This window comes from Aurantiacibacter luteus, from assembly GCF_001010945.1.
GTDB lineage: Bacteria > Pseudomonadota > Alphaproteobacteria > Sphingomonadales > Sphingomonadaceae > Alteraurantiacibacter > Alteraurantiacibacter luteus.
The window spans coordinates 702,909-721,571 of sequence record NZ_LBHB01000001.1; the positions used below are offsets into that span (position 1 = coordinate 702,909).

Below are 18,663 nucleotides of genomic sequence, written 5' to 3' on the forward strand. Positions count from 1 at the left end.
CATGGCGATCGAACTGAAGATGCCCGCCCTCAGCCCCACGATGGAGGAAGGCACGCTCGCCAAGTGGCTGGTGAAGGAAGGCGACAGCGTCGAATCCGGCACCGTGCTGGCCGAGATCGAGACCGACAAGGCGACGATGGAGTTCGAATCCATCGACGAGGGCACGGTCGGCAAGATCCTAGTCGAGGAAGGGACCGAGGGCGTAAAGGTCGGCACCGTCATCGCCATCCTGGCGGGCGAGGGGGAGGATGTCTCTGCCGCTGCCGCTCCTGCGGACACGGTCGAGGACGTGGCGGGCGAGGGCAAGGACGTGGGCCGCGAGCCTTCCGAGGCCGAGATCACGCAGCAGGCCGACAAGCCCGAGGCAAAGCCGCGCGCCGCCGATCCCGACATTCCTGCCGGCACCAACATGGTCAAGCTCACCGTGCGCGAGGCACTGCGTGATGGCATGGCCGAGGAAATGCGCCGTGACGAGCGCGTGTTCGTGATGGGCGAGGAGGTCGCCGAGTACCAGGGCGCCTACAAGGTTACGCAGGGCCTTTTGGAAGAATTTGGGCCGAAGCGCGTTATCGACACGCCGATTACCGAATACGGCTTTGCCGGCATCGGCACGGGCGCGGCCATGGGCGGCCTGCGCCCGATCGTCGAGTTCATGACCTTCAACTTCGCCATGCAGGCGATCGACCACATCATCAACTCGGCGGCAAAGACCAACTACATGAGCGGCGGCCAGATGCGCTGCCCGGTCGTGTTCCGCGGCCCCAACGGCGCGGCGAGCCGCGTGGGCGCGCAGCACAGCCAGAACTACGGGCCCTGGTATGCCAGCGTGCCCGGCCTCATCGTCATCGCGCCGTACGACGCGCAGGACGCAAAGGGCCTGATGAAGGCCGCCATTCGCAGCGAGGACCCTGTGGTCTTCCTCGAGAACGAGCTCATCTACGGACAGAGCTTCGAGGTCGCTCAGTTGGACGACCATGTCCTGCCCATCGGCAAGGCGCGGACCATGCGCGAGGGATCTGATGTCACCATCGTCTCCTATTCCATCGGCGTCGGCGTCGCGCTGCAGGCTGCGGAAGAGCTGGCGGGACAAGGCATCGAGGCCGAGGTCATCGACCTTCGCACGCTGCGCCCGCTCGACAAGGAAGCCGTGCTGGCCTCGCTCGCCAAGACCAATCGCGTGGTCGTGGCGGAAGAGGGCTGGCCGACCTGCTCGATCGCCTCGGAAATCGTCGCAATCTGCATGGGGGAGGGCTTCGACCACCTGGACGCACCGGTGATCCGTGTCTGCAACGAAGACGTGCCGCTGCCCTACGCCGCCAACCTCGAAAAGCTCGCGCTCATCGACAAGGATGCGGTGGTAAAGGCCTGCCGCAAGGTCTGCTACGCCGACTGACGCTAACCTGGGGATAGCGTCAGTTCGCGCCGTCCTTGTATCCCGACCCGCCATAGACATCGCAGTTGGCGACCGGATCGGGATCGCCGCTGTCGCGCTGGTAGATCTGCGTCAGGTCGCGGTCGGTGCGGACGGTGAAGCTGGCGACGGCGCGCACCACCTGGTCGCCGCCGAGGCCAAAGGGCTGGCCGATGATCGGCTGATAATCGTAGGCGATCTCGACGAACATCACCGCCCCGTCCTTGAAGGCAAGCACTTCCTCGCCGCGCGGCCCCATGCCCTTGAACCGGCGGGAGCGCAGGCCGTCGCCCTCGACTCCGTAGGAACTGCCCACACGCTTCTTGCCCATGCATCGCTGCCAGTGGATGTACTGGTCTTCCTCGGTGCCCGGGACGACTTCCTGGCTGCTGAGGATGACGCGGCCGTGCTCGAACAGGTCGACGCCCTTGCCGCTTTGCAGGTGCGCGCCGTAGAACAGGTCGTTGATGTCGAATTCGTAGATCTTCTGATCTTCAAGCACCGATGTCTCGCCGATGCGCGAGGCGTTGTCGGCGATCTGCACGGCAAGCTGCGAGACCTGCATCTGCACCAAGGCGCGGTTGGCCGTCTCCAGCCCCATCAGGCCGAGCGTCAGGACCAAGGGCAGGGCCAGCGCGAATTCGGTCATCGCCAGGCCGGACTGGTCGGTGCGCAGGGCGCGGGCGAGGCGGCGGATCACGGGCAGTTCTCCACGCTCGCTTCCTCCGACAGGGAGAAAGGCTGGTTGCGCAGCACCGTGCGGGCGACGACGCTGACCTCTGGATCGATGCCGATGAAGGCGTTGAGCGGGAACGCGCGGCCGTAGGTTGCAGTCACCTCGTACAGCACCGCATCGCGCGCGCCGCCGGTTTCGTCGCTGCCGCGATCGTCGTCCCATTCACCGTTGCCGTTGGCATCCTCGAAGGGCTCGCCCGCGTTGCAGATGCCATCGCCGTTGACGTCGGTGTAGTCCTCGGGCCGTCCGATGTCGGAGAAGTTGGCATAGGCCGTGCGGCTGAACTCGATGTCGGCGCTGTAGACGATGCGGCGCACGGCGCGCTCTACATTGGCATCCAGCGCCTCGTAGTCGCCGGCGTGGATTTCGACCGTCGAATCGCGCGCCGCCTTCTGCACCGCGCCTTCGATCATCGTCTCGGCGTAGAAATTGTAGCTGAAATCGAACAAGGCCATCAGCGTCATCGCCAGCGCGGGCAGGATCAGTGCGAACTCGACGATCGTCGCGCCCGACTGGTCGTCGCGCAGCAGGGCTGGGAGGGCGCGCAGGTTCATCGCGAGACCCTGAGGTCGCCCATCGAGCTGGCGATGGAGGTGAAGGCCTCGTTCAGTTCGACCGCGTTCGCCGCCTCGAACGAACGGTTCGGGCCCGCGCATTCTTCCATGATCGGATTGAGCTGGGTACCGAAGGCGATGACCCAGACGGTGATGTTGCGCTTCTTCACTTCCTCGCAGGCAACGCCGAAGCGCGCCTCGACCGTCTGGGCCAGCGTCATGGAGGAGCCCGGCGACCAGCGCCGCCGATCGAGCGGCTCGGTGCCATAGGCCCCGTAGGCGAGGTCGTAGGGCTCGGTCTGGCCGTCGGTCATCCAGATCATGTGGCGGCTGCGCGAACGACCGTTGCTGTCCTCGTTCTCGCTTGCGAACAGGCCGGTAGGCGAGAGCAGGCGCCCACCCCAGATCATGCCGATATCATGGTATGTCGCGCCGTAGGGCACGAGCGTGGCAAGATAGCTGTCCAGCTCGCCGCTGCTGATCGGCGCCAGCTTGCGGGCGGCGGCGGGGCAGGCGGAGAACCACCAGGTGCCGGTCTTGCTGAAGGTATCGGTCGTGGTGACGGCATCGACATTGATCGCACCCGAGCCGTTGTCCTTCAGCGCGCGGGTGAAGATCGTGTCGGGATAGCGCGGGCGCCACTTGGTGCGGTCGTTGCGACCGGGTACGAGGTCGATATCGAGATCGAGTGCGCGATCGAAATCGACGTTGTCATAATCGGTTATTTGATAGGTCGAACGTTCCTCGATGCATCCACCGGTTTCGCTGCGCCAGTTCGAGACATCGCGCGAGAAAGGGGCATATTTCCAATTGTAGGAGGTATCGGGTACCGAGACTACCTCCTCGACGTCCTGGACATAATTGTTCGAAGTCAGCGAGCGCTTCTCGCACATCGCGCCGTTGAGGGTCGTCGTGTAGCGCGTTCCGTTTTCAGTGACCCGCTTCGGCGTCACCGTCAGTGTCGCGGCCGGCGAGGCCTGCACCTCGACATAACTCGGTCCGGTGGGCGCGGACGTCGAGGTCAGCGTGTCGGGCGGGTTACCCTGATCGCAGCTGTAGTGCCCTCTCTGGTCGGCGCTGGTGGCGGCGTGAAAGGTTGCCGCGTAGGTCGAATAAATGGGCCAGTTGTTCCAGTCTGGCCTGTCGCCGGAAACATAGGTCCAGCCACGATAATAGGTCGAGCTGTTGGCGTTCGTGGCAAGGGAGGCCCGCTGGCGCGTCTGATAGGTCCAGTCGTCGACGACCCAATTATCGCGCAAAAGGCCGCCGACGTTGACGTTCGTCGCGTAAGGCACGAAGCCGTAGCGGATCGTGGTGCCCGGGGCCTTGCTGCCGTCGACCTGCGTGTGGAAATCCCGGATGACCTGCTTCAGCGAATCCAGCCGCGACATGGTGTCGCCGGGGTTGGTATGGCGCATGGAGCCGGTGACATCGAGCACCATCATGATGTCGGTGTCAGTGAAGTTGAGGACGGCCTGGCAGCTTGTGCTGACTTCCACTTCCTCGAAATTGAACACGCGCATCAGCGTCGTGGGCACCGTTGCCGATGCCGTTCCGGTGATGGCGAAGTCGTCCTCCAACGCCATTTCGAAGGCGCGGTCCTCGCTGCCGTAGGCGCCGTCGCGAAAGTTCACGTTGAAGAAGCGGTTGCCGGTTTCGGCCACCTCGTCGGGCACTTCGCCATTGACGACGACTTCGCTACCCAGTCGCTGGCGCGCGGCCAGAACGCCCGCATCGCAGGCCTGCTGCAACCGGCTTTGCACAAGGTAGCCACGGCCCATGTCCACGCCGCCACCCACCAGCGCGATCAGCGGAAAGATGGAGATGGCGATAATCGCCAGTACGTTGCCCGACGCATCGCGCGCGAAATCGCCGAGGAAGCGTCCGATCAGGCACCGAGGGTGAGGCGAGGGCGTGGCCATGTTGCGTGTTTTACGCAATGCGCCTGAGATAACCGTCAACGCAGATGGTTAAGGAATTCATGATTTGTGCGAACGCACAGGTGGGTCATCGATGGCGCGCCTGGTGTCAGGCGGCTGCTTCTTCAACCAGGAAGATGGGCCGCACGTAGTCGACGGTCGGGCCTTCGATGCCGATGAAGCCCATCATGTTGTAGATGCGGTAGGTAACCGAAATCTCGACTTCCTTGGCCCCGGTGACGCGCTGGTCATCGGCATCCTCGACGGTGATCGCCAATCGATCCGACGTCATCAGGTAGGGCGCGCCCAGCGCCTGGTTGCGGGCAAAGGTGCGCAGCTGCGAATTGGAGAGCGTGTTGCCGGTCTGGTACTGCACCATGGCATAGCGCGCGACGTCGGCCGACAGGCTGCGCAGCGCGCTGTAGCTTTGAAAGGCGATGCCGACCTGCAGAACGCCGAACATCATCACCAGCAAGGCCGGACCGAGCAGGGCGAATTCGACGAAGACCGAGCCGCCGGTGTCGGCGCGCAGCCGCGAAAGCGTTCGGGCGATCAGCGCCTTCATGCCTGCGACCCTACCTGGACCGTGCGGCTGATGTTGTAATCGAAACCTTCCGACACGCCGAAGCTGGTCCAGATCGGCTCGTAAGTGTCTTCCAGATCGATGCGGATGAACTGGTATTCCACGTCGGACCCGCAGCTTCCCGCGACGGTGACGTAATCCTCCGAGGTGCCGCAGCGATAGAGAGGGGTGATGGAAACCTGGTCGTCTTCCAGGCGCGAGGAGACGACCAAGATGTCGTGGATCGTCTGGCGCTGCGCCGCGGTTTCAGGTGCCGACGCGCGCACGACCTGCGCCGCCTCGGCCGCCGCGCTCTGCAGCTCGGTCTGGCGGGCGACCATCGTGCTCACCTCGAACCCACCGAGCGCCATGACGAGCAGGACCGGCGCGACGAAGGCGGTCTCGATCGCCATCGAGCCGTGCTCGTCGCCGCGGACGCGGGCAATCAGGGCGCGCGCGCCGATCATGCCACCAGCCTGACGCGGGCTTCGGTCGTGGCGACCGTCGTGTCCTCGGTCGAGCCGGCGGGACAGAAGGTCGTCATGTTGGTGGTGCCAGTGATGGTGATGTTGTTTGCCGCGATCATCAGGCACTGGCTGGTGACGCCCACGGTGCCGGCAAACTGGACGTTGCTGACCGGAAAATACAAGGTGCCGTTGAGCACCGTATTGGCGTTGCCGTTGAGCTTGGTCTTGCTGCTGCCGCGCGAATCGCGGTCTTCGAAGACCAGCATACCGGCCAGTTCGTTGGCATCGTCGGCGGAAACGCCGAGCGACATGAGATCGGATGCCTGCATCGCGGTGAGGTTCACGTCGGCGCCGCCGGCCACGTCGATCCATGCACCGTCATAAAGCACGAACATAACCGCCGATCCGGTAACCTCGTACTGGCCCGTGATTTTCAAGCCGCCGCCCACAATGTTGTATACTCCTGGCGCGAAGGCCGTGTTGCAGCGGATTTGAATGTCGGTGTAGGTGCCGGGACGTACACTTCCGGCCTGCGCGCCGGGGGTTACAAGCACGTTGGAATAGGTCGTTGTCGTTACGGTGACCGCCTTTTCCCACTTGCGGTCCTGGCCATTGCCGCCAAGGCCGGTCCATGTCGTCGTCGTCGCATTGGTCGTGCCCGCAACGGTGCCGTTGGGCACGGAAATACCGACCTCCGTAGGCGCGGTGTACTCCGTGCTGGCCTTGGGGCTGGCATACCCGTTCCATTCAGTGCGGTTGTTGGTGTTGCCTTTCCAGTACGAATAGGTGACCGTGGTCGTCACCGATTTGTTGGCGGTCGTGGTGTCCGGTTCTGCCGAACATGAATAGGTGCGCGCCTGGCGCGAAGACGAGGGGTTGGGTGGGGACAATTCCTCGAACGGGTCGAAGAGGCCCTCCATGTGCTCCATGATGACGTCGTCGGTATTGTCCTTGAGCCACTGGTCAACGCCGCCTGCGGCGAGGATCCAGCCTGCATCCACCTGCGGATTGCCGCTCACGGTGATGGCAGTGTCGTCGGTGGACAGCGCGGCAAGGCCGCAGCTTGCTGTCAGCACCGAGTTGCCGCCGATGGTGATGGCGCCGTAATCGTCGTCGTCGAGCGCGATCAGGCAGCTGGAAAAGGTCGTACCTTCCTCGAAGCTGGCCTGGGCATAGGCATAGACCGGGAATGTCTCCTCGGTCAGGATGCTGGTGAAGGGCAGGGGCTTGTGCGCTGTGACCGACACGGCGACCGAGTTGTCCTCGCCGCCGGCATAGTCCGCCAGCTGGATTTCCGGGTCGCTGGCGAAGCCGCCCGCGACCTGCATATTGGCATCGAATTCCTGTTCGGCGCGCGTGATGTAGGTGCTCTCGGTGTCCTCGTCGGCCCGCGCCCAGGCACCGGCAATCGCCGCCTGGTCCACTGCGAACTGCAGCTCGCGCTTCCACATGTACCATTGCGTCACGTCGACGCCGAGGCCGGCCCCGCCGATTAGCATGGGCATTCCCAGCGCCACGAGCAGGGTCGCGTTTCCGCTGGTGCAGCCGGTCATGCGAGAGATCGTGTGTTGGAAGGCTTTCAGGACCATGTGGAACCTCGAGATGCTACCTAGTCGCTGGGACCAATAGGGAACGTGTGGTTGTAGGCGCGTAACGATTCACGGTTAATGCCCGTTAAGCCATCGCACTCGGCGCAATACCGAGCGCGTCGAGGGGAAAATTCGTGAACCGCTTGCCCCCCGCTCGGTGTCGAGGCAGCACGTCCGCGGGAAGGGAAGGGTGGCCCCGCGGGCGCGCTGTCTCGGCGGCCGGACATCCGCTTTGCCGACCGCCTGGGCTTTCGGTCGGCGCCGCGGTTTCCCGGCAGGATGCTTATGCCGGACAAGGGTTGAAACAATGGTCAACGCAGGTGGTTAATTTCGCAATATCTGCGACCCACCTAATGGTCTCCTTCGCATCGCGCTTGACCGCACGTGGCCGGGTGGCCACCTGCGCTGGCGATGGACAGGACCCTGCTCGAAACCCTTCCGCTCGTGCAGCGCCTGGCGCTCAGCTATGCGCCTGCGGCCGCCTTTGAGCCGACAGCGGCGCTGCTGGCGCTCGATACCCGGCTAGCGGGGATCGTACGCACACGCGGCGAGCCGGTCATCGCGCAGCTGAAGCTCGCCTGGTGGCGCGAGCGCTTCGCGCAAGAGCCGGATCATTGGCCGCTCGGCGAGCCGCTGCTGGCCCTGCTGCGCGCATCGGGGCTGGCGACCGGGCGACTGGCTCCGCTCGTCGATGGCTGGGAGGCTCTTCTGGCCGAACGGCTAGATGAAGCAGCGCTCATGCAGTTCGCGCAAGGCAGGGCCGAAGGTTGGCTTGCCGTTGCGGAGCGGACGGACGGTGAGGCGGATGCCGGCGCGGTGCGAATGGCCGCCGAAGGCTGGGCGCTGGCCGACCTCGCCCTGCACCTGGGCGACGGAGCGGAGGCGGAGATGGTGCGTCAGGCTGCGCTCTCGCTTCCCCCTGCGGAAAGGATGCCGCGCCGTTTGCGTCCCCTCGCGGTGCTCGCCGGACTGTCGCGCCGTGCGCTCGAGCGTGGCGCAAGCGACCCGCTGGACGGTCCGGGCGCGATGATGGTCGCCATGCGGCTTGGCATTGCCGGGCGTTGAGCTAAGTTCCCCGCATAAGGGGAGCTACCTATGAATCGAGTCATCCTGGGCGCGTTCGGCGCCCTGCTGCTTGTGGGTCTCGGGCTGTTCTGGATGCAGGGAAGGGCCGAGGTCGAGCAGGCAGCGCCGCCGCCCGAGCCGGTGGAGACGACGGCGGAAGATCCCGACGCGCTGCCCACAGCCGACGTATCCGACATGCGCGGTCCCGCGCCGCCCGAGGCGAGCGAACTGACGCGCGAGCAGCAGCGCTTCTTTCGCTACGACCGCAATCGCGACCTGAAGATCACCCGCAACGAGATGCTCTCAACCCGCACCAACGCCTTTCGCGCGCTGGACACCGACGGCAACAACCTGCTCACCTTCGAAGAATGGGCCATCACCACGAGCGAGCGCTTTGCCGAAATGGACGGCAACCGCGACGGGGAACTGAACGCGGCGGAATTCGCAACAAGTGCACCGGCACCGCGGCGAACTCCGGCGCGGTGCCGGTGCTAGGTCAGGCGGGCACGGCGATTCGTGCGGCGCCCAGCCAGTCGCCGAAATCCGCCTTCGCCCGCTCGGTGTAGGCTTCCTTGCGCGCCTTCTTCTTCACATCGTGAAGCGGCGGGAAGAGGCCGAAATTGACGTTCATGGGCTGGTAGTCGCTCGCCTCCGCATCGCCGGTGATGTGGCTGAGCAGCGCGCCCATGGCACTGGTGGCTGGCGGCGGGGTCCACGCGTCGCCCGCCAGCTCGGCCGCCGCCATCATGCCCGCGAGCAAGCCGACGGCGCTGCTCTCGACATAACCCTCGCACCCCGTCACCTGCCCGGCGAAGCGAATGTGCGGCGCGCTCTTCAGGCGCAGCTGGCGGTCGAGCAGGATCGGCGAGTTGATGAAGGTGTTACGGTGCATCCCTCCCAGCCTCGCGAACTCGGCGTTCTCGAGACCGGGAATGGTGCGGAACAGTTCGACCTGCGCGCCCCATTTCATCTTGGTCTGGAAGCCGACCATGTTCCACAGCGTGCCAAGCTTGTTGTCCTGCCGCAGCTGGACGACCGCGTGCGGCCAGCGGCCTTGGGGAAACTCGGGCGTGGTATCGCGCGGGTTGTCGAGCCCGACGGGCTTCATCGGCCCGAAGCGCAGTGTGTCGAACCCCCGCTCGGCCATGACCTCGATTGGCATGCAGCCTTCGAAGTAGGGGGTGTTCGCCTCCCACTCGCGGAACTCGCCCTTCTCGGCATCGAGCAGGCCCTGGTGGAAGGCGGCGTACTGCTCGCGCGTCATCGGGCAGTTGATGTAATCCTTGCCGTCGCCCTTATTCCAGCGCGACTGGAACCAGGCCTTGTCCATGTCGATGCTGTCTCGATGGACGATGGGTGCGATGGCGTCGAAGAAGGCCAGTCGGTCCTCTCCGGTCGCCTCGATGATGCTGTCGGCAAGCGCCGCTGCGGTGAGCGGGCCGGTCGCGACGATGGTCATGCCCTCGGCCGGCAGCACCTCGACGAGTTCGCGCACGATCTCGACGTTGGGGTGCTCCTCCAACGCCCTTTGCACCTCGGCGCTGAAGTGGTCGCGGTCCACCGCCATGGCGCTGCCCGCTGGCACCCGCGCCGCCTCGCCCGCGCGCATGACGAGGCTGTCCAGACGCCGCATCTCGTGGTGCAGCAGGCCGACGGCGTTCTTCTCGTCGTCGTCGGAGCGGAAGGAGTTGGAGCAGACCAGTTCCGCCAGTCCGTCGGTGTGATGCGCCGCCGTCTCTCCTTGGCCGCTGCCGCGCATCTCGCTCAGGCGCACCCTGATGCCGCGCCGGGCGAGCTGCCATGCCGCTTCGCTCCCGGCGAGGCCGCCGCCGATGATGTGGACCTGATGTGTCATGGGGGCGGCAGATAAGTGACGCGGGGCGCTGGCGCAAATGCAGACTGGCGGCTAGTCCCGATGCCATGCCGCGCCGTGCCCTTTCAGAGAAGCGACCCTACCTGCTGCTCAGCATCTTGGCGGCGCTGGCGTTCTACTATCTCTCGGCGAGCGAGCTGCCCGAGCTCTACCTTATCCCGCTTAAAGGGAGCGCCTGCGCCTTTCTCGCGATTTATGCCTGGCTGCGCCACGGCAGCAAGAGCGCGCGGATGCTGGCGGGCGCCATGGCGATCGCGAGCGTCGCCGACATGTTCATGGAAATGGACATCCGGGTGGGCGGGGCGCTGTTCTTCGTCTTCCATTGCGTCATGCTTTCGCTGTTCCTGCGCCATCGCGGCGCTCCATTGGAGGGTGCGGACAGCCTTATCTTCCTCGCGCTGCTGCTGGGCACACCGCTCGCAGCCTACTGGCTGGTGAGTGTGCCGGGCGTCGCCATGCCCGCGGCAATCTACGGTCTGGCGCTGGGCGCCATGGCGGCGGGCGCCTGGGCGAGCGATTATCCGCGCTTCACCGTGGGGGCGGGCGCGGTGCTTTTCGTGGTGTCAGACCTACTGATCTTTGCCGGGATGGGGCCTCTGTCAGGCAGCCCGATCCCGCAATATCTCGTCTGGCCAATCTACTATCTCGGGCAATTCCTGTTGACGGTCGGCGTGATGACGAACCTGCGCAAGCGCGATCCGGAGCTGCGCGTGGTACAGGGCGGACGTGCGTCCGTCCATTGACGTCTTCAAGAAAGCCAAGGCCGAAAGTTGATTAAGGCCGCAATGCTCGGATACCATTCGATTTTTCCGCGTTGCCACCACTGACGCAACAGGAGAACCCGAATGTCTTACCGCCGTACCTTGGTCCGAGTACTCGCCATGTCCGGACTTGCTCTCAGCGCCCTGTCGGTTGGTGCCTGCACCACCATGAACGGGATGGCCGGCACCATGATAACCAGCCCGCGCGATGCCAACGCCGCGCCGCCGCCCGTGCCGGCTACGGCGCAGGTCGCCCCGCCGGCGGTCAGCCGGGCCATGCAGGATGTGCTCGACGCCCTGGCGGCGCTGGGCCCGCAGCCGCTGACCAGCCTGACCCCCGCACAAGCGCGCGTGCAGCCTTCGTTCGCGGACGCCTACGCCCGTGTGGCGCAGCAGCGCGGCGTTACGCTGCGAACGAATGCCGTGACCACGCAGGACATGTCCTACGGCAGCGACGACGAACAGGTCGCCCGCGTATATCGCCCCGCCGGAACCACGGCCAGTTCAGACCTGCCGGTGGTGGTCTACTACCACGGCGGCGGCTGGGTAATCGCCGATCTCGATACGTATGACGCCGCCCCGCGCTACCTTGCCGAGGCGATGCAGGCGGTGGTCGTTTCGGTCGACTATCGCCATGCGCCCGAGTTCAAATTCCCCTCGCAGCATGAGGACGCGGCCTCTGCCTATCGATGGGTGCTGGCGAACGCCGACGACTGGGGCGGCGATACCGAACGTCTGTTCATGGTGGGCGAAAGCGCGGGCGGCAATCTGGCCGTCTCGACCGCGATCTACGCCCGTGACAATGGCCTGACCATGCCGGACCACATCGTCTCGGTCTATCCGATCGCGAATTCCAGCATGGACCTGCCCTCGCGGCGCGACAGCGCGCAGGCGGTTCCCCTGAATACGGCGGCGCTCAACTGGTTCGGCTATTACTATATGCGCACGCCGGCGGACGCGCAGGATCCCCGGCTCAATCTCGTTACCGCGAATCTGCGCAACCTCCCGCCCACGACCATCATCAACGCGCAGGCCGATCCACTGCGGTCGGATGGCGAAACGCTTGCCGCGGCGATGCGTGCAGCGGGCGTCGAGGTCGAGCAGCGGACCTTTGCCGGCGTCAGCCACGAGTTCTTCGGGATGGGCAAGGTCGTTCCCATTGCCCTGCAGGCCGAGCAGTACGCGGTGGCGCGGATGCGCGAGGATCTCGCCGAATAAAGGCGGGAGAGCCGGACGGTGCGCCTATTCGCTGTCCGGCTCGCCTTCCATGTTGTCGTCCGAATGCGCCGTGGTGTGCGGCGTCGTCGGATTGAGGCTGCCGCCGCGTTCGGCGATCTCGTCGGCGATCATTTCCTCCGCCTCGTTCTCCGGCTCCTCGGTCTCGTCGATCAGCGCCGCGCCGACGATGCGCTCGCCCTTGGCGACGCTGAAGATGCGGATACCCGACGAACCTCGACCGGAGATCGAGATGCCCTCCAGCGTGTCGAACCCGCCCTCGATGCAGTGCCGGAAGCGGATGGGCAGGCGGATGAGCTTGGCTTGGTCGGTCACCAGCATCAGTTGCGAGTTGTGGGTCACCGGGAAGCTGGCGACCACCGGGCCGTTGCGGTCCGGGTTCTTCGACGGCTCGCCAATGTTGGTCAGACCCTGCCCGCCGCGCCCGATGGTGCGGTATTCGTAGGCCGAGGTGATCTTGCCATAGCCGTTTGCCGTCAGGGTGAGGATGAATTCCTCCTCCTGCTCCATCTGCGCGACGGTTTCGGGATTGAGCGTATGCTCGGCCTCGTTGTTCTTCCACGCGGCCGCGCGCAGGTAAGCCTCGCGCCGCTCCATGTCGGCTTCCAGCGGGTCGAGCACGGCCATCGAGACGACCTTCGACCCACGCGGCAGCTTCATGCCGCGCACGCCGATGCCGGTGCGGCTCTTGGTCTCGCGCGCGTCGCTGGCGGAGAAGCGGATGGCCTTGCCGGTGTCGGAGGCGAGGAAAACTTCTTGCTCCTCGGTCAGCAGTTCCACGCCGATCAGCCGGTCGCCGCTGCCTTCCACGAAGCCCATCGCGTACTTGCCGGCGGTGGGCACGTTGGTGAAGGAATCCATCGAGTTGCGCCGCACCATGCCCTGCTCAGTGGCGAAGACGATGTTGAGGCTGGCCCACTCGCTTTCGTCCTCAGGCAGGGGCAAAACGTTGGTGATCCGTTCGTCGTTGCCGAGCGGCAGCAGGTTGACCATGGGCCGGCCCTTGGTCTGCGGACCGCCCTCGGGCAGCTTCCACACCTTCAGGCGATAGACGCGCCCCGTGTTGGTGAAGAACAGCACCGGATTATGGGTGGAGGTGACGAACATCTCCACCACGGCATCCTCGTCCTTAGTGGCCATGCCGCTGCGCCCCTTGCCACCGCGCGCCTGGGCGCGGAAGGTGGAGAGCGGGGTGCGCTTGATGTAGCCGTCGTGGGTGACGGTCACGACCATCTCGTCGCGCTCGATCAGGTCCTCGTCGTCTAGCCCGTCCCAGGCGGGCGCGATCTCGCTGACGCGCGGGGTGGCGAACTGGTCGCGCACCTCGATCAGCTCGTCGCGCATGACTCCGTAGAGCTTGGCGCGGTCGGCCAGCAGCGAGAGATAGTATTCGATCTTGCTCGCCAGCTCCTCCAGCTCTCCGCCGATCTCGTCGCGGCCGAGCGCGGTGAGGCTGGAGAGGCGCAGGGCGAGGATGGCCTTCACCTGCCGTTCGGACAGCTGATAGGTGCCGCCCTCCTCGTCGGACGAGGGATCGATGGCCTCGACCAGGCGGATGTACTGCGCGATGTCGCCGATGGGCCATTCGCGCGCCAGCAAGCGCTCGCGCGCGATGCCGGGGTTGGAGGAGCCACGGATGATCGCCACCACCTCGTCGAGGTTGGAGACCGCCACCACCAGGCCGAGCAAGACGTGTGCCCGCTCGCGCGCCTTATTCAGTTCGAACTTGGTGCGCCGCGTGATGACCTGCTCGCGGAACTGGATGAAGCTGGAGATGATGTCGCGCAGGCCCAGCGTCTCGGGCCGGCCGCCGCGGATGGCGAGCATGTTGGCGGGGAAGCTCGCCTGCGCGGGCGTGTGCCGCCATAGCTGGTTGAGCACCACCTCGGGCGTGGCATCGCGCTTGAGGTCGATGACGACGCGCACGCCCGCGCGCGAGCTTTCGTCGCGGATGTCGGTGATGCCCTCGATCCGCTTGTCCTTGGCAGCCTCGGCGATCTTCTCGACCAGGCCCGCCTTGCCGACCTGGTAGGGGATGGAGGTGAGGACGATGCTCTCGCGGTCGTTGCGGCCCTTCTCGATCTCGTGCCGGGCGCGCATCAGGATGGAGCCGCGACCCGTGGTGTAGGCCGAACGCGCGCCGTGCTTGCCGAGGATCAGCGGGGCGGTGGGAAAGTCCGGACCGGGAATGATCTCGTGCAGGCCTTCGTCGCTGATGCCCGGATCCTCGATGAAGGCGAGGCAGCCGTCGATCACTTCGCCGAGGTTGTGCGGCGGGATGTTGGTCGCCATGCCGACGGCAATGCCGCCCGCGCCGTTGACCAGCAGGTTGGGAAAGCGCGCGGGCAGGACGGTCGGCTCCTGCCGGCTCTCGTCGTAGTTGCCGGTGAAATCGACCGTGTCCTTGTCGAGATCGTCGAGCAGCGCGTTGGCGACGCGCGCCAGCCGGCTCTCGGTATAGCGCATGGCGGCAGGCGGATCGGGATCCATGCTGCCGAAGTTGCCCTGGCCGTCCACCAGCGGCACGCGCAAGGACCACGGCTGCACCATGCGGGCGAGAGCATCGTAGATCGCGCTGTCGCCGTGCGGGTGATACTTGCCCATCACGTCGCCCACGATCAGCGCGCTCTTGCGGAACGGACGCCCGGCGACGTAGCCGCCCTCGTTGGCGGCGAACAGGATGCGGCGGTGGACCGGCTTCAGCCCGTCGCGCACGTCCGGCAGCGCACGGCTGACGATCACGCTCATCGCGTAATCGAGATAGCTGGTCTTCATCTCCTCGACGATGTCGATGCGTTCGAATTCGGCCGGCGCTGCGGGCGCGGGGAGAGTGTCGGTTTCGTCGCTCACGGTTGGCTGTCTATTTCCGTCGCTGTTACGGGTGATGGGAGGGTACGCGAAGGGGCGCGCACAGGCCAGTTTCGCAAAGCCTCATATGGGCTTTCACCCCGGCTTTTCCACACTTCCCGACCGATTGGCGGTCTGTCGCCTGACACTTGCGTTAAAACGCGGTTCACCGCCGTTTGGGCAGGACAGAATTGCAATCCCGTGCGTTGTGTGCAGAACCCGCCGCGCGGGAATTAGGCGGCAGCCTTGCTGTCGGAAGTTTCAGGAGAAAAGACCCAATGACGACCCCCATTCGCTCCGCTCGCACGCGCCTTGCGCTCGCTTCCATGCTGCTCGGCGGGTTCGCCATGACCGCGACCGCCGTGCTGCCGGAAACCGCCTTCGCGCAGAACCGCCGCCAGCGGGCCCAACAGGCCGAACAGCCGCAGGGCGAAACCAATTCGCAGGCCTTCGCCGCGGCCTATCAGCCGGTCGCCGCGATGGTGCAGCCCTCGACCGCCAACTACGAGGGCGCGCGCGCCGCGATCCCTGGCCTGGTGGCGGCCATCCAGAACGATGCAGACCGCGATCTGGCCGGGAACCTCATCCTCAACATCGGCAGCCATTTCAACGATCGCCAGCTGCAGTTGCAGGGTTTGACCATGCGCCTGCAGGCGGGCCGTGTCGGTGAGCAGACGGGCCTCTTCAACTGGTATGCCGGCAACATCTCTTATGAGCTCGACAACTACGCCGACGCGCGCCGCTATCTGCAGGCCGCGCTCGACGCCGGCTATGTGCCGGACGAGGGTGACGCGACGCTGCTGATCGCAAACACCTACGTGGAGGAGGGTGCCGAACAGCAGGGGGTCGACTACCTTCTCCAGCGCATTGCCGCCAATACCGCGGCCGGTCAGGCAGTGCCCGAAGCGTGGCTGCTGAACGCCTTGCAGCTCAGTTACGACAACGAACTTGCCGAGCAAGCGCTGAATGTCGGGGAAATGGTCGTCCTCAGTTACCCCAGCGAGCGTAATCTGACCAATTCGATGCAGATCGTCAGCCAGCTCTACGATTTCACCCCGCAGGCCCGTGTCGACCTCTATCGCCTGATGCTGGCTGCCGGCGTGCTGCGCGAACGGCAGGATATCAGCCGCTACATCGACGACCTCGATGCCCGCGTCCGCGGCAACGAGGTGCAAAGGGCGCTGGCACTAGGCCTGTCCAACGGCGTTTATACCGCCAGCGACACCTATTATACCGATGTGAAGGCTGCCGCTGACGTGCGTGCGGCGGCGGACCGCAACGGCATCGCGGCTATCGTGCGCGAGGGCGAGAACGGCGACGGGCTCGATGCCATCAACGCGGGCGACATCCTCTATTCGACCGAGGATTACACCCGCGCGGCCGCCATGTACCAGCGGGCGCTCGACCGTGGCTACGACAGCAACGTGGCGCTGACTCGCCTCGGCATGGTGCAGGCGCTGGGCGGCGACAATGCCGCGGCGCTGGCGACGTTTGCCCGCATCACCGGCGAGCGGCAGCCGATTGCCCGCATGTGGACTGCCTGGATCAACTCGCAGGCCAATTGATCCTAGGACAGGACGACGAAATACGGCGCGCAGGGCTTCGGCCTTGCGCGCCGTTTTCGTTTGCGGCCTGCACGGGCCGGTAAACATTTGCCGCTAGGGGTAGGCCATGCTCGCCCGCCTCGTCATTCCGGTCTTGCTGTGCCTCGCCGCGCCCTTGCACGCCAAGGGGGATTCCGACCTCGCGCCTCGCAGCGGGGAAATCATGTTGCCGGAGGCTCGGGCAAGGCTCGACCTTGGCGGCGACTATCGTTTCTACGGACCCGCCGACACACGACTTATTCTCGTAGATATCTGGGAGAACCCGCCTGCCGAAGCGGACGGGGTGCTCGGCCTGGTGATGCCCGCCGCATCGGACCCGCGGGAGCGATCTTGGGGTGCCATCGTCACGTGGGAGCCGCTGGGCTGGGTCAGCGCCGAAGACGCGCGCTCCGCGGACTACGACGCGCTCATGCGGCAGATGCAGACCGAGACGCTCGCCGCCAACGATATTCGCCGCGACGAAGGCTTCCCTGAGGTGACGCTGGAGGGCTGGGCTCAGCGCCCGCGATACGACAGCGTGCATCGCGCGGTCACCTGGGGTCGCCAGCTATCCTATGCGGACGGCGGGCCAGACGGCCTGCATTATGACCTGCGCCTGCTGGGGCGGCGCGGGGTGCTGAGTCTCGACATGGTCGGCGAGATGGACCAGCTGCCCGAAATCCGCGCCGCCGCCGCCGATCTTGCCGAACGCGCCCGCTTCGATCCCGGCGCGCGCCATGTCGATTACGACGAGGCGCGCGACGAGGCGGCTGGTTTCGGCATTGCCGGGCTGGTCGGCGCGGGCACGGGGCTGGTCGTCGCCAAGAACGTGGGGCTATTGGCCCTGCTGGCAAAGCTGGCACAGCCCATCGGCGTTGCCTTGCTGGTGCTCGCCGCTGCGCTGGCGACGCCGCTGCGCCGCCTGTTCCGCCGCAACGAGGCCGATCCCGCTACACGTTGAACTTGAACAGCATCACGTCGCCATCCTGAACGAGGTATTCCTTGCCCTCCTGGCGCAGCTTGCCTGCGTCCTTCGCCCCGCTTTCGCCGTTCAGCGCCACGTAGTCTTCGTAGGCGATGGTCTCGGCGCGGATGAAGCCGCGTTCGAAATCGGTATGGATCTCTCCCGCCGCCTGCGGTGCCCGTGCGCCCGCCGGGAAGGTCCAGGCGCGTGCTTCCTTGGGACCGGCGGTGAAGAAGGTCTTGAGGCCGAGCAGCTTGTAACCGGCACGGATCACCCGGGCGAGGCCACTCTCGGTCAGGCCCAGCTCGGTGAGATATTCGGCGCGGTCTTCCGGCTCCATCGCCACCAGCTCGCTCTCGATGGCGGCGGAGACGACGACGGCTTCCGCGCCCTCCGCGGCGGCCTTTTCGAAAACCCTTGCCGAAAGCGCGTTGCCCTCGGCGGCGTCTTCCTCTCCCACGTTGCAGACGTAGAGCACGGGCTTGGCGGTCAGCAGTTGGGCCTGCGCGAACAGCCGCGCTTCCTCGTCGTCCTTCGGCTCGGTCAGGCGGGCGGGTTTGCCGTCCTTCAGCAGCTCGAGAGCCTGGCCCAGCACACTGGCGAGCGCCTTGGCCTCCTTGTCGCCCGCGGTCGCCCGGCGCCGGGCGTTGTCGACGCGCTTTTCCAGGCTCTCCAGGTCGGAAAGCATCAGCTCGGTCTCCACCACCTCGGCATCGGCGATGGGATCGACCTGGTTGGCGACGTGCTGGATGTCGTCATCCTCGAAGCAGCGCAGGACGTGGACGATGGCGTCCACCTCGCGAATGTTGCCTAGGAACTGGTTTCCCAAACCTTCGCCTGCGCTTGCGCCCTTCACCAAGCCGGCGATGTCGACGAAGCCGAGCTGGGTGTGGATGACCTTGGCGCTCTTGGCGATGGCGGCGATCTTTTCCAGCCGCTCGTCCGGCACCGCCACCTGCCCGACATTGGGCTCGATGGTGCAGAACGGATAGTTCGCGGCCTGTGCAGCCTGCGTCTCGGTAAGGGCGTTGAAAAGGGTCGACTTGCCGACATTGGGCAGGCCCACGATCCCGCAGCGGAATCCCATGATGTGCAA

Annotated in this window: 16 protein-coding genes; 7 read left to right on the forward strand and 9 right to left on the reverse strand. The window is 65.6% G+C overall.

Annotated elements, in window-relative coordinates; translation table 11 throughout:
- Position 1: 1 nt before the first annotated feature.
- Entirely contained in the window at positions 2–1,393 is a 1,392-nt protein-coding gene (locus AAW00_RS03380; protein WP_047002883.1) for a pyruvate dehydrogenase complex E1 component subunit beta, read from the forward strand.
- Between the two features lie 19 nt (positions 1,394–1,412).
- Here the strand turns inward: AAW00_RS03380 and AAW00_RS03385 are convergent, their stop codons facing one another.
- The 6 genes from AAW00_RS03385 to AAW00_RS03410 all read right to left on the reverse strand — a co-directional run bounded on the left by AAW00_RS03385 (position 1,413) and on the right by AAW00_RS03410 (position 7,202).
- Positions 1,413–2,111, reverse strand: a complete 699-nt coding sequence (locus AAW00_RS03385) for a TadE/TadG family type IV pilus assembly protein (RefSeq protein ID WP_052761739.1) — start codon at positions 2,109–2,111, stop codon at positions 1,413–1,415.
- Positions 2,108–2,701, reverse strand: a complete 594-nt coding sequence (locus AAW00_RS03390; protein ID WP_047002884.1) for a TadE/TadG family type IV pilus assembly protein — start codon at positions 2,699–2,701, stop codon at positions 2,108–2,110. The genes AAW00_RS03385 and AAW00_RS03390 overlap by 4 nt, the downstream gene beginning before the upstream one ends.
- Complete coding sequence (locus AAW00_RS03395) at positions 2,698–4,623, reverse strand: pilus assembly protein (RefSeq protein ID WP_047002885.1); 1,926 nt, start codon at positions 4,621–4,623, stop codon at positions 2,698–2,700. Before AAW00_RS03395 ends, AAW00_RS03390 begins: the two co-directional genes overlap by 4 nt.
- 106 nt (positions 4,624–4,729) lie before the next feature.
- Positions 4,730–5,185 carry a TadE/TadG family type IV pilus assembly protein gene (locus AAW00_RS03400; protein ID WP_047002886.1) on the reverse strand — a complete coding sequence of 152 codons (456 nt, stop codon included), beginning with the start codon at positions 5,183–5,185 and terminating at the stop codon, positions 4,730–4,732.
- A complete protein-coding gene (locus AAW00_RS15155) occupies positions 5,182–5,649 on the reverse strand; it encodes a TadE/TadG family type IV pilus assembly protein (RefSeq protein ID WP_047002887.1) in 468 nt (155 codons plus the stop codon). Before AAW00_RS15155 ends, AAW00_RS03400 begins: the two co-directional genes overlap by 4 nt.
- Positions 5,646–7,202 (reverse strand): pilus assembly protein TadG-related protein, encoded by a 1,557-nt coding sequence (locus AAW00_RS03410; RefSeq protein WP_162199405.1) that lies wholly within the window; start codon positions 7,200–7,202, stop codon positions 5,646–5,648. The genes AAW00_RS15155 and AAW00_RS03410 overlap by 4 nt, the downstream gene beginning before the upstream one ends.
- A 447-nt stretch (positions 7,203–7,649) precedes the next feature.
- On the opposite strand from AAW00_RS03410, the gene AAW00_RS03415 reads away from it, so the two are divergent.
- The gene (locus AAW00_RS03415; RefSeq protein ID WP_047002889.1) at positions 7,650–8,303 is read left to right on the forward strand and encodes a hypothetical protein; all 654 of its coding nucleotides are present in this window, start codon (positions 7,650–7,652) and stop codon (positions 8,301–8,303) included.
- 30 nt (positions 8,304–8,333) lie between these two features.
- On the forward strand, positions 8,334–8,798 hold the full coding sequence (locus tag AAW00_RS03420; RefSeq protein ID WP_047002890.1) for an EF-hand domain-containing protein: 465 nt from the start codon (positions 8,334–8,336) through the stop codon (positions 8,796–8,798).
- A 1-nt stretch (position 8,799) separates the two neighbouring features.
- Here AAW00_RS03420 and trmFO read toward each other — a convergent pair whose 3' ends face one another.
- The gene (gene trmFO, locus AAW00_RS03425) at positions 8,800–10,158 is read right to left on the reverse strand and encodes a methylenetetrahydrofolate--tRNA-(uracil(54)-C(5))-methyltransferase (FADH(2)-oxidizing) TrmFO (RefSeq protein WP_047002891.1); all 1,359 of its coding nucleotides are present in this window, start codon (positions 10,156–10,158) and stop codon (positions 8,800–8,802) included.
- A 65-nt stretch (positions 10,159–10,223) separates the two neighbouring features.
- Here trmFO and AAW00_RS03430 point away from each other — a divergent pair, with 65 nt between their 5' ends.
- On the forward strand, positions 10,224–10,919 hold the full coding sequence (locus tag AAW00_RS03430) for a lysoplasmalogenase family protein (protein ID WP_047002892.1): 696 nt from the start codon (positions 10,224–10,226) through the stop codon (positions 10,917–10,919).
- A 138-nt stretch (positions 10,920–11,057) separates the two neighbouring features.
- Positions 11,058–12,155 carry an alpha/beta hydrolase gene (locus AAW00_RS03435; protein ID WP_241461618.1) on the forward strand — a complete coding sequence of 366 codons (1,098 nt, stop codon included), beginning with the start codon at positions 11,058–11,060 and terminating at the stop codon, positions 12,153–12,155.
- A 24-nt stretch (positions 12,156–12,179) separates the two neighbouring features.
- Here the strand turns inward: AAW00_RS03435 and gyrA are convergent, their stop codons facing one another.
- Entirely contained in the window at positions 12,180–15,023 is a 2,844-nt protein-coding gene (gene gyrA, locus AAW00_RS03440; protein WP_047002894.1) for a DNA gyrase subunit A, read from the reverse strand.
- 275 nt (positions 15,024–15,298) lie between these two features.
- Between gyrA and AAW00_RS03445 the strand changes: the two genes are divergently transcribed.
- Both AAW00_RS03445 and AAW00_RS14180 read left to right on the forward strand, forming a co-directional pair.
- Complete coding sequence (locus AAW00_RS03445) at positions 15,299–16,585, forward strand: tetratricopeptide repeat protein (RefSeq protein ID WP_047002895.1); 1,287 nt, start codon at positions 15,299–15,301, stop codon at positions 16,583–16,585.
- A gap of 106 nt (positions 16,586–16,691) precedes the next feature.
- Positions 16,692–17,564 (forward strand): DUF2167 domain-containing protein, encoded by an 873-nt coding sequence (locus AAW00_RS14180; RefSeq protein ID WP_052761740.1) that lies wholly within the window; start codon positions 16,692–16,694, stop codon positions 17,562–17,564.
- Here the strand turns inward: AAW00_RS14180 and ychF are convergent.
- Positions 17,554–18,654 carry a redox-regulated ATPase YchF gene (gene ychF, locus AAW00_RS03455; protein ID WP_047002897.1) on the reverse strand — a complete coding sequence of 367 codons (1,101 nt, stop codon included), beginning with the start codon at positions 18,652–18,654 and terminating at the stop codon, positions 17,554–17,556. The genes AAW00_RS14180 and ychF overlap by 11 nt on opposite strands.
- Positions 18,655–18,663 lie beyond the last annotated feature (9 nt).

What these genes read in the sequence shown, in the direction of transcription:
- AAW00_RS03380 (WP_047002883.1), top strand. Translation starts at nt 2, where the DNA reads ATGGCGATCGAACTGAAGATGCCCGCCCTCAGCCCCACGATGGAGGAA.
- AAW00_RS03390 (WP_047002884.1), bottom strand. Translation starts at nt 2,701, where the DNA reads ATGAACCTGCGCGCCCTCCCAGCCCTGCTGCGCGACGACCAGTCGGGC.
- AAW00_RS03395 (WP_047002885.1), bottom strand. Translation starts at nt 4,623, where the DNA reads ATGGCCACGCCCTCGCCTCACCCTCGGTGCCTGATCGGACGCTTCCTC.
- AAW00_RS03400 (WP_047002886.1), bottom strand. Translation starts at nt 5,185, where the DNA reads ATGAAGGCGCTGATCGCCCGAACGCTTTCGCGGCTGCGCGCCGACACC.
- AAW00_RS15155 (WP_047002887.1), bottom strand. Translation starts at nt 5,649, where the DNA reads ATGATCGGCGCGCGCGCCCTGATTGCCCGCGTCCGCGGCGACGAGCAC.
- AAW00_RS03410 (WP_162199405.1), bottom strand. Translation starts at nt 7,202, where the DNA reads ATGACCGGCTGCACCAGCGGAAACGCGACCCTGCTCGTGGCGCTGGGA.
- AAW00_RS03415 (WP_047002889.1), top strand. Translation starts at nt 7,650, where the DNA reads ATGGACAGGACCCTGCTCGAAACCCTTCCGCTCGTGCAGCGCCTGGCG.
- AAW00_RS03420 (WP_047002890.1), top strand. Translation starts at nt 8,334, where the DNA reads ATGAATCGAGTCATCCTGGGCGCGTTCGGCGCCCTGCTGCTTGTGGGT.
- trmFO (WP_047002891.1), bottom strand. Translation starts at nt 10,158, where the DNA reads ATGACACATCAGGTCCACATCATCGGCGGCGGCCTCGCCGGGAGCGAA.
- AAW00_RS03430 (WP_047002892.1), top strand. Translation starts at nt 10,224, where the DNA reads ATGCCGCGCCGTGCCCTTTCAGAGAAGCGACCCTACCTGCTGCTCAGC.
- AAW00_RS03435 (WP_241461618.1), top strand. Translation starts at nt 11,058, where the DNA reads ATGTCCGGACTTGCTCTCAGCGCCCTGTCGGTTGGTGCCTGCACCACC.
- AAW00_RS03445 (WP_047002895.1), top strand. Translation starts at nt 15,299, where the DNA reads ATGACGACCCCCATTCGCTCCGCTCGCACGCGCCTTGCGCTCGCTTCC.
- AAW00_RS14180 (WP_052761740.1), top strand. Translation starts at nt 16,692, where the DNA reads ATGCTCGCCCGCCTCGTCATTCCGGTCTTGCTGTGCCTCGCCGCGCCC.
- ychF (WP_047002897.1), bottom strand. Translation starts at nt 18,654, where the DNA reads ATGGGATTCCGCTGCGGGATCGTGGGCCTGCCCAATGTCGGCAAGTCG.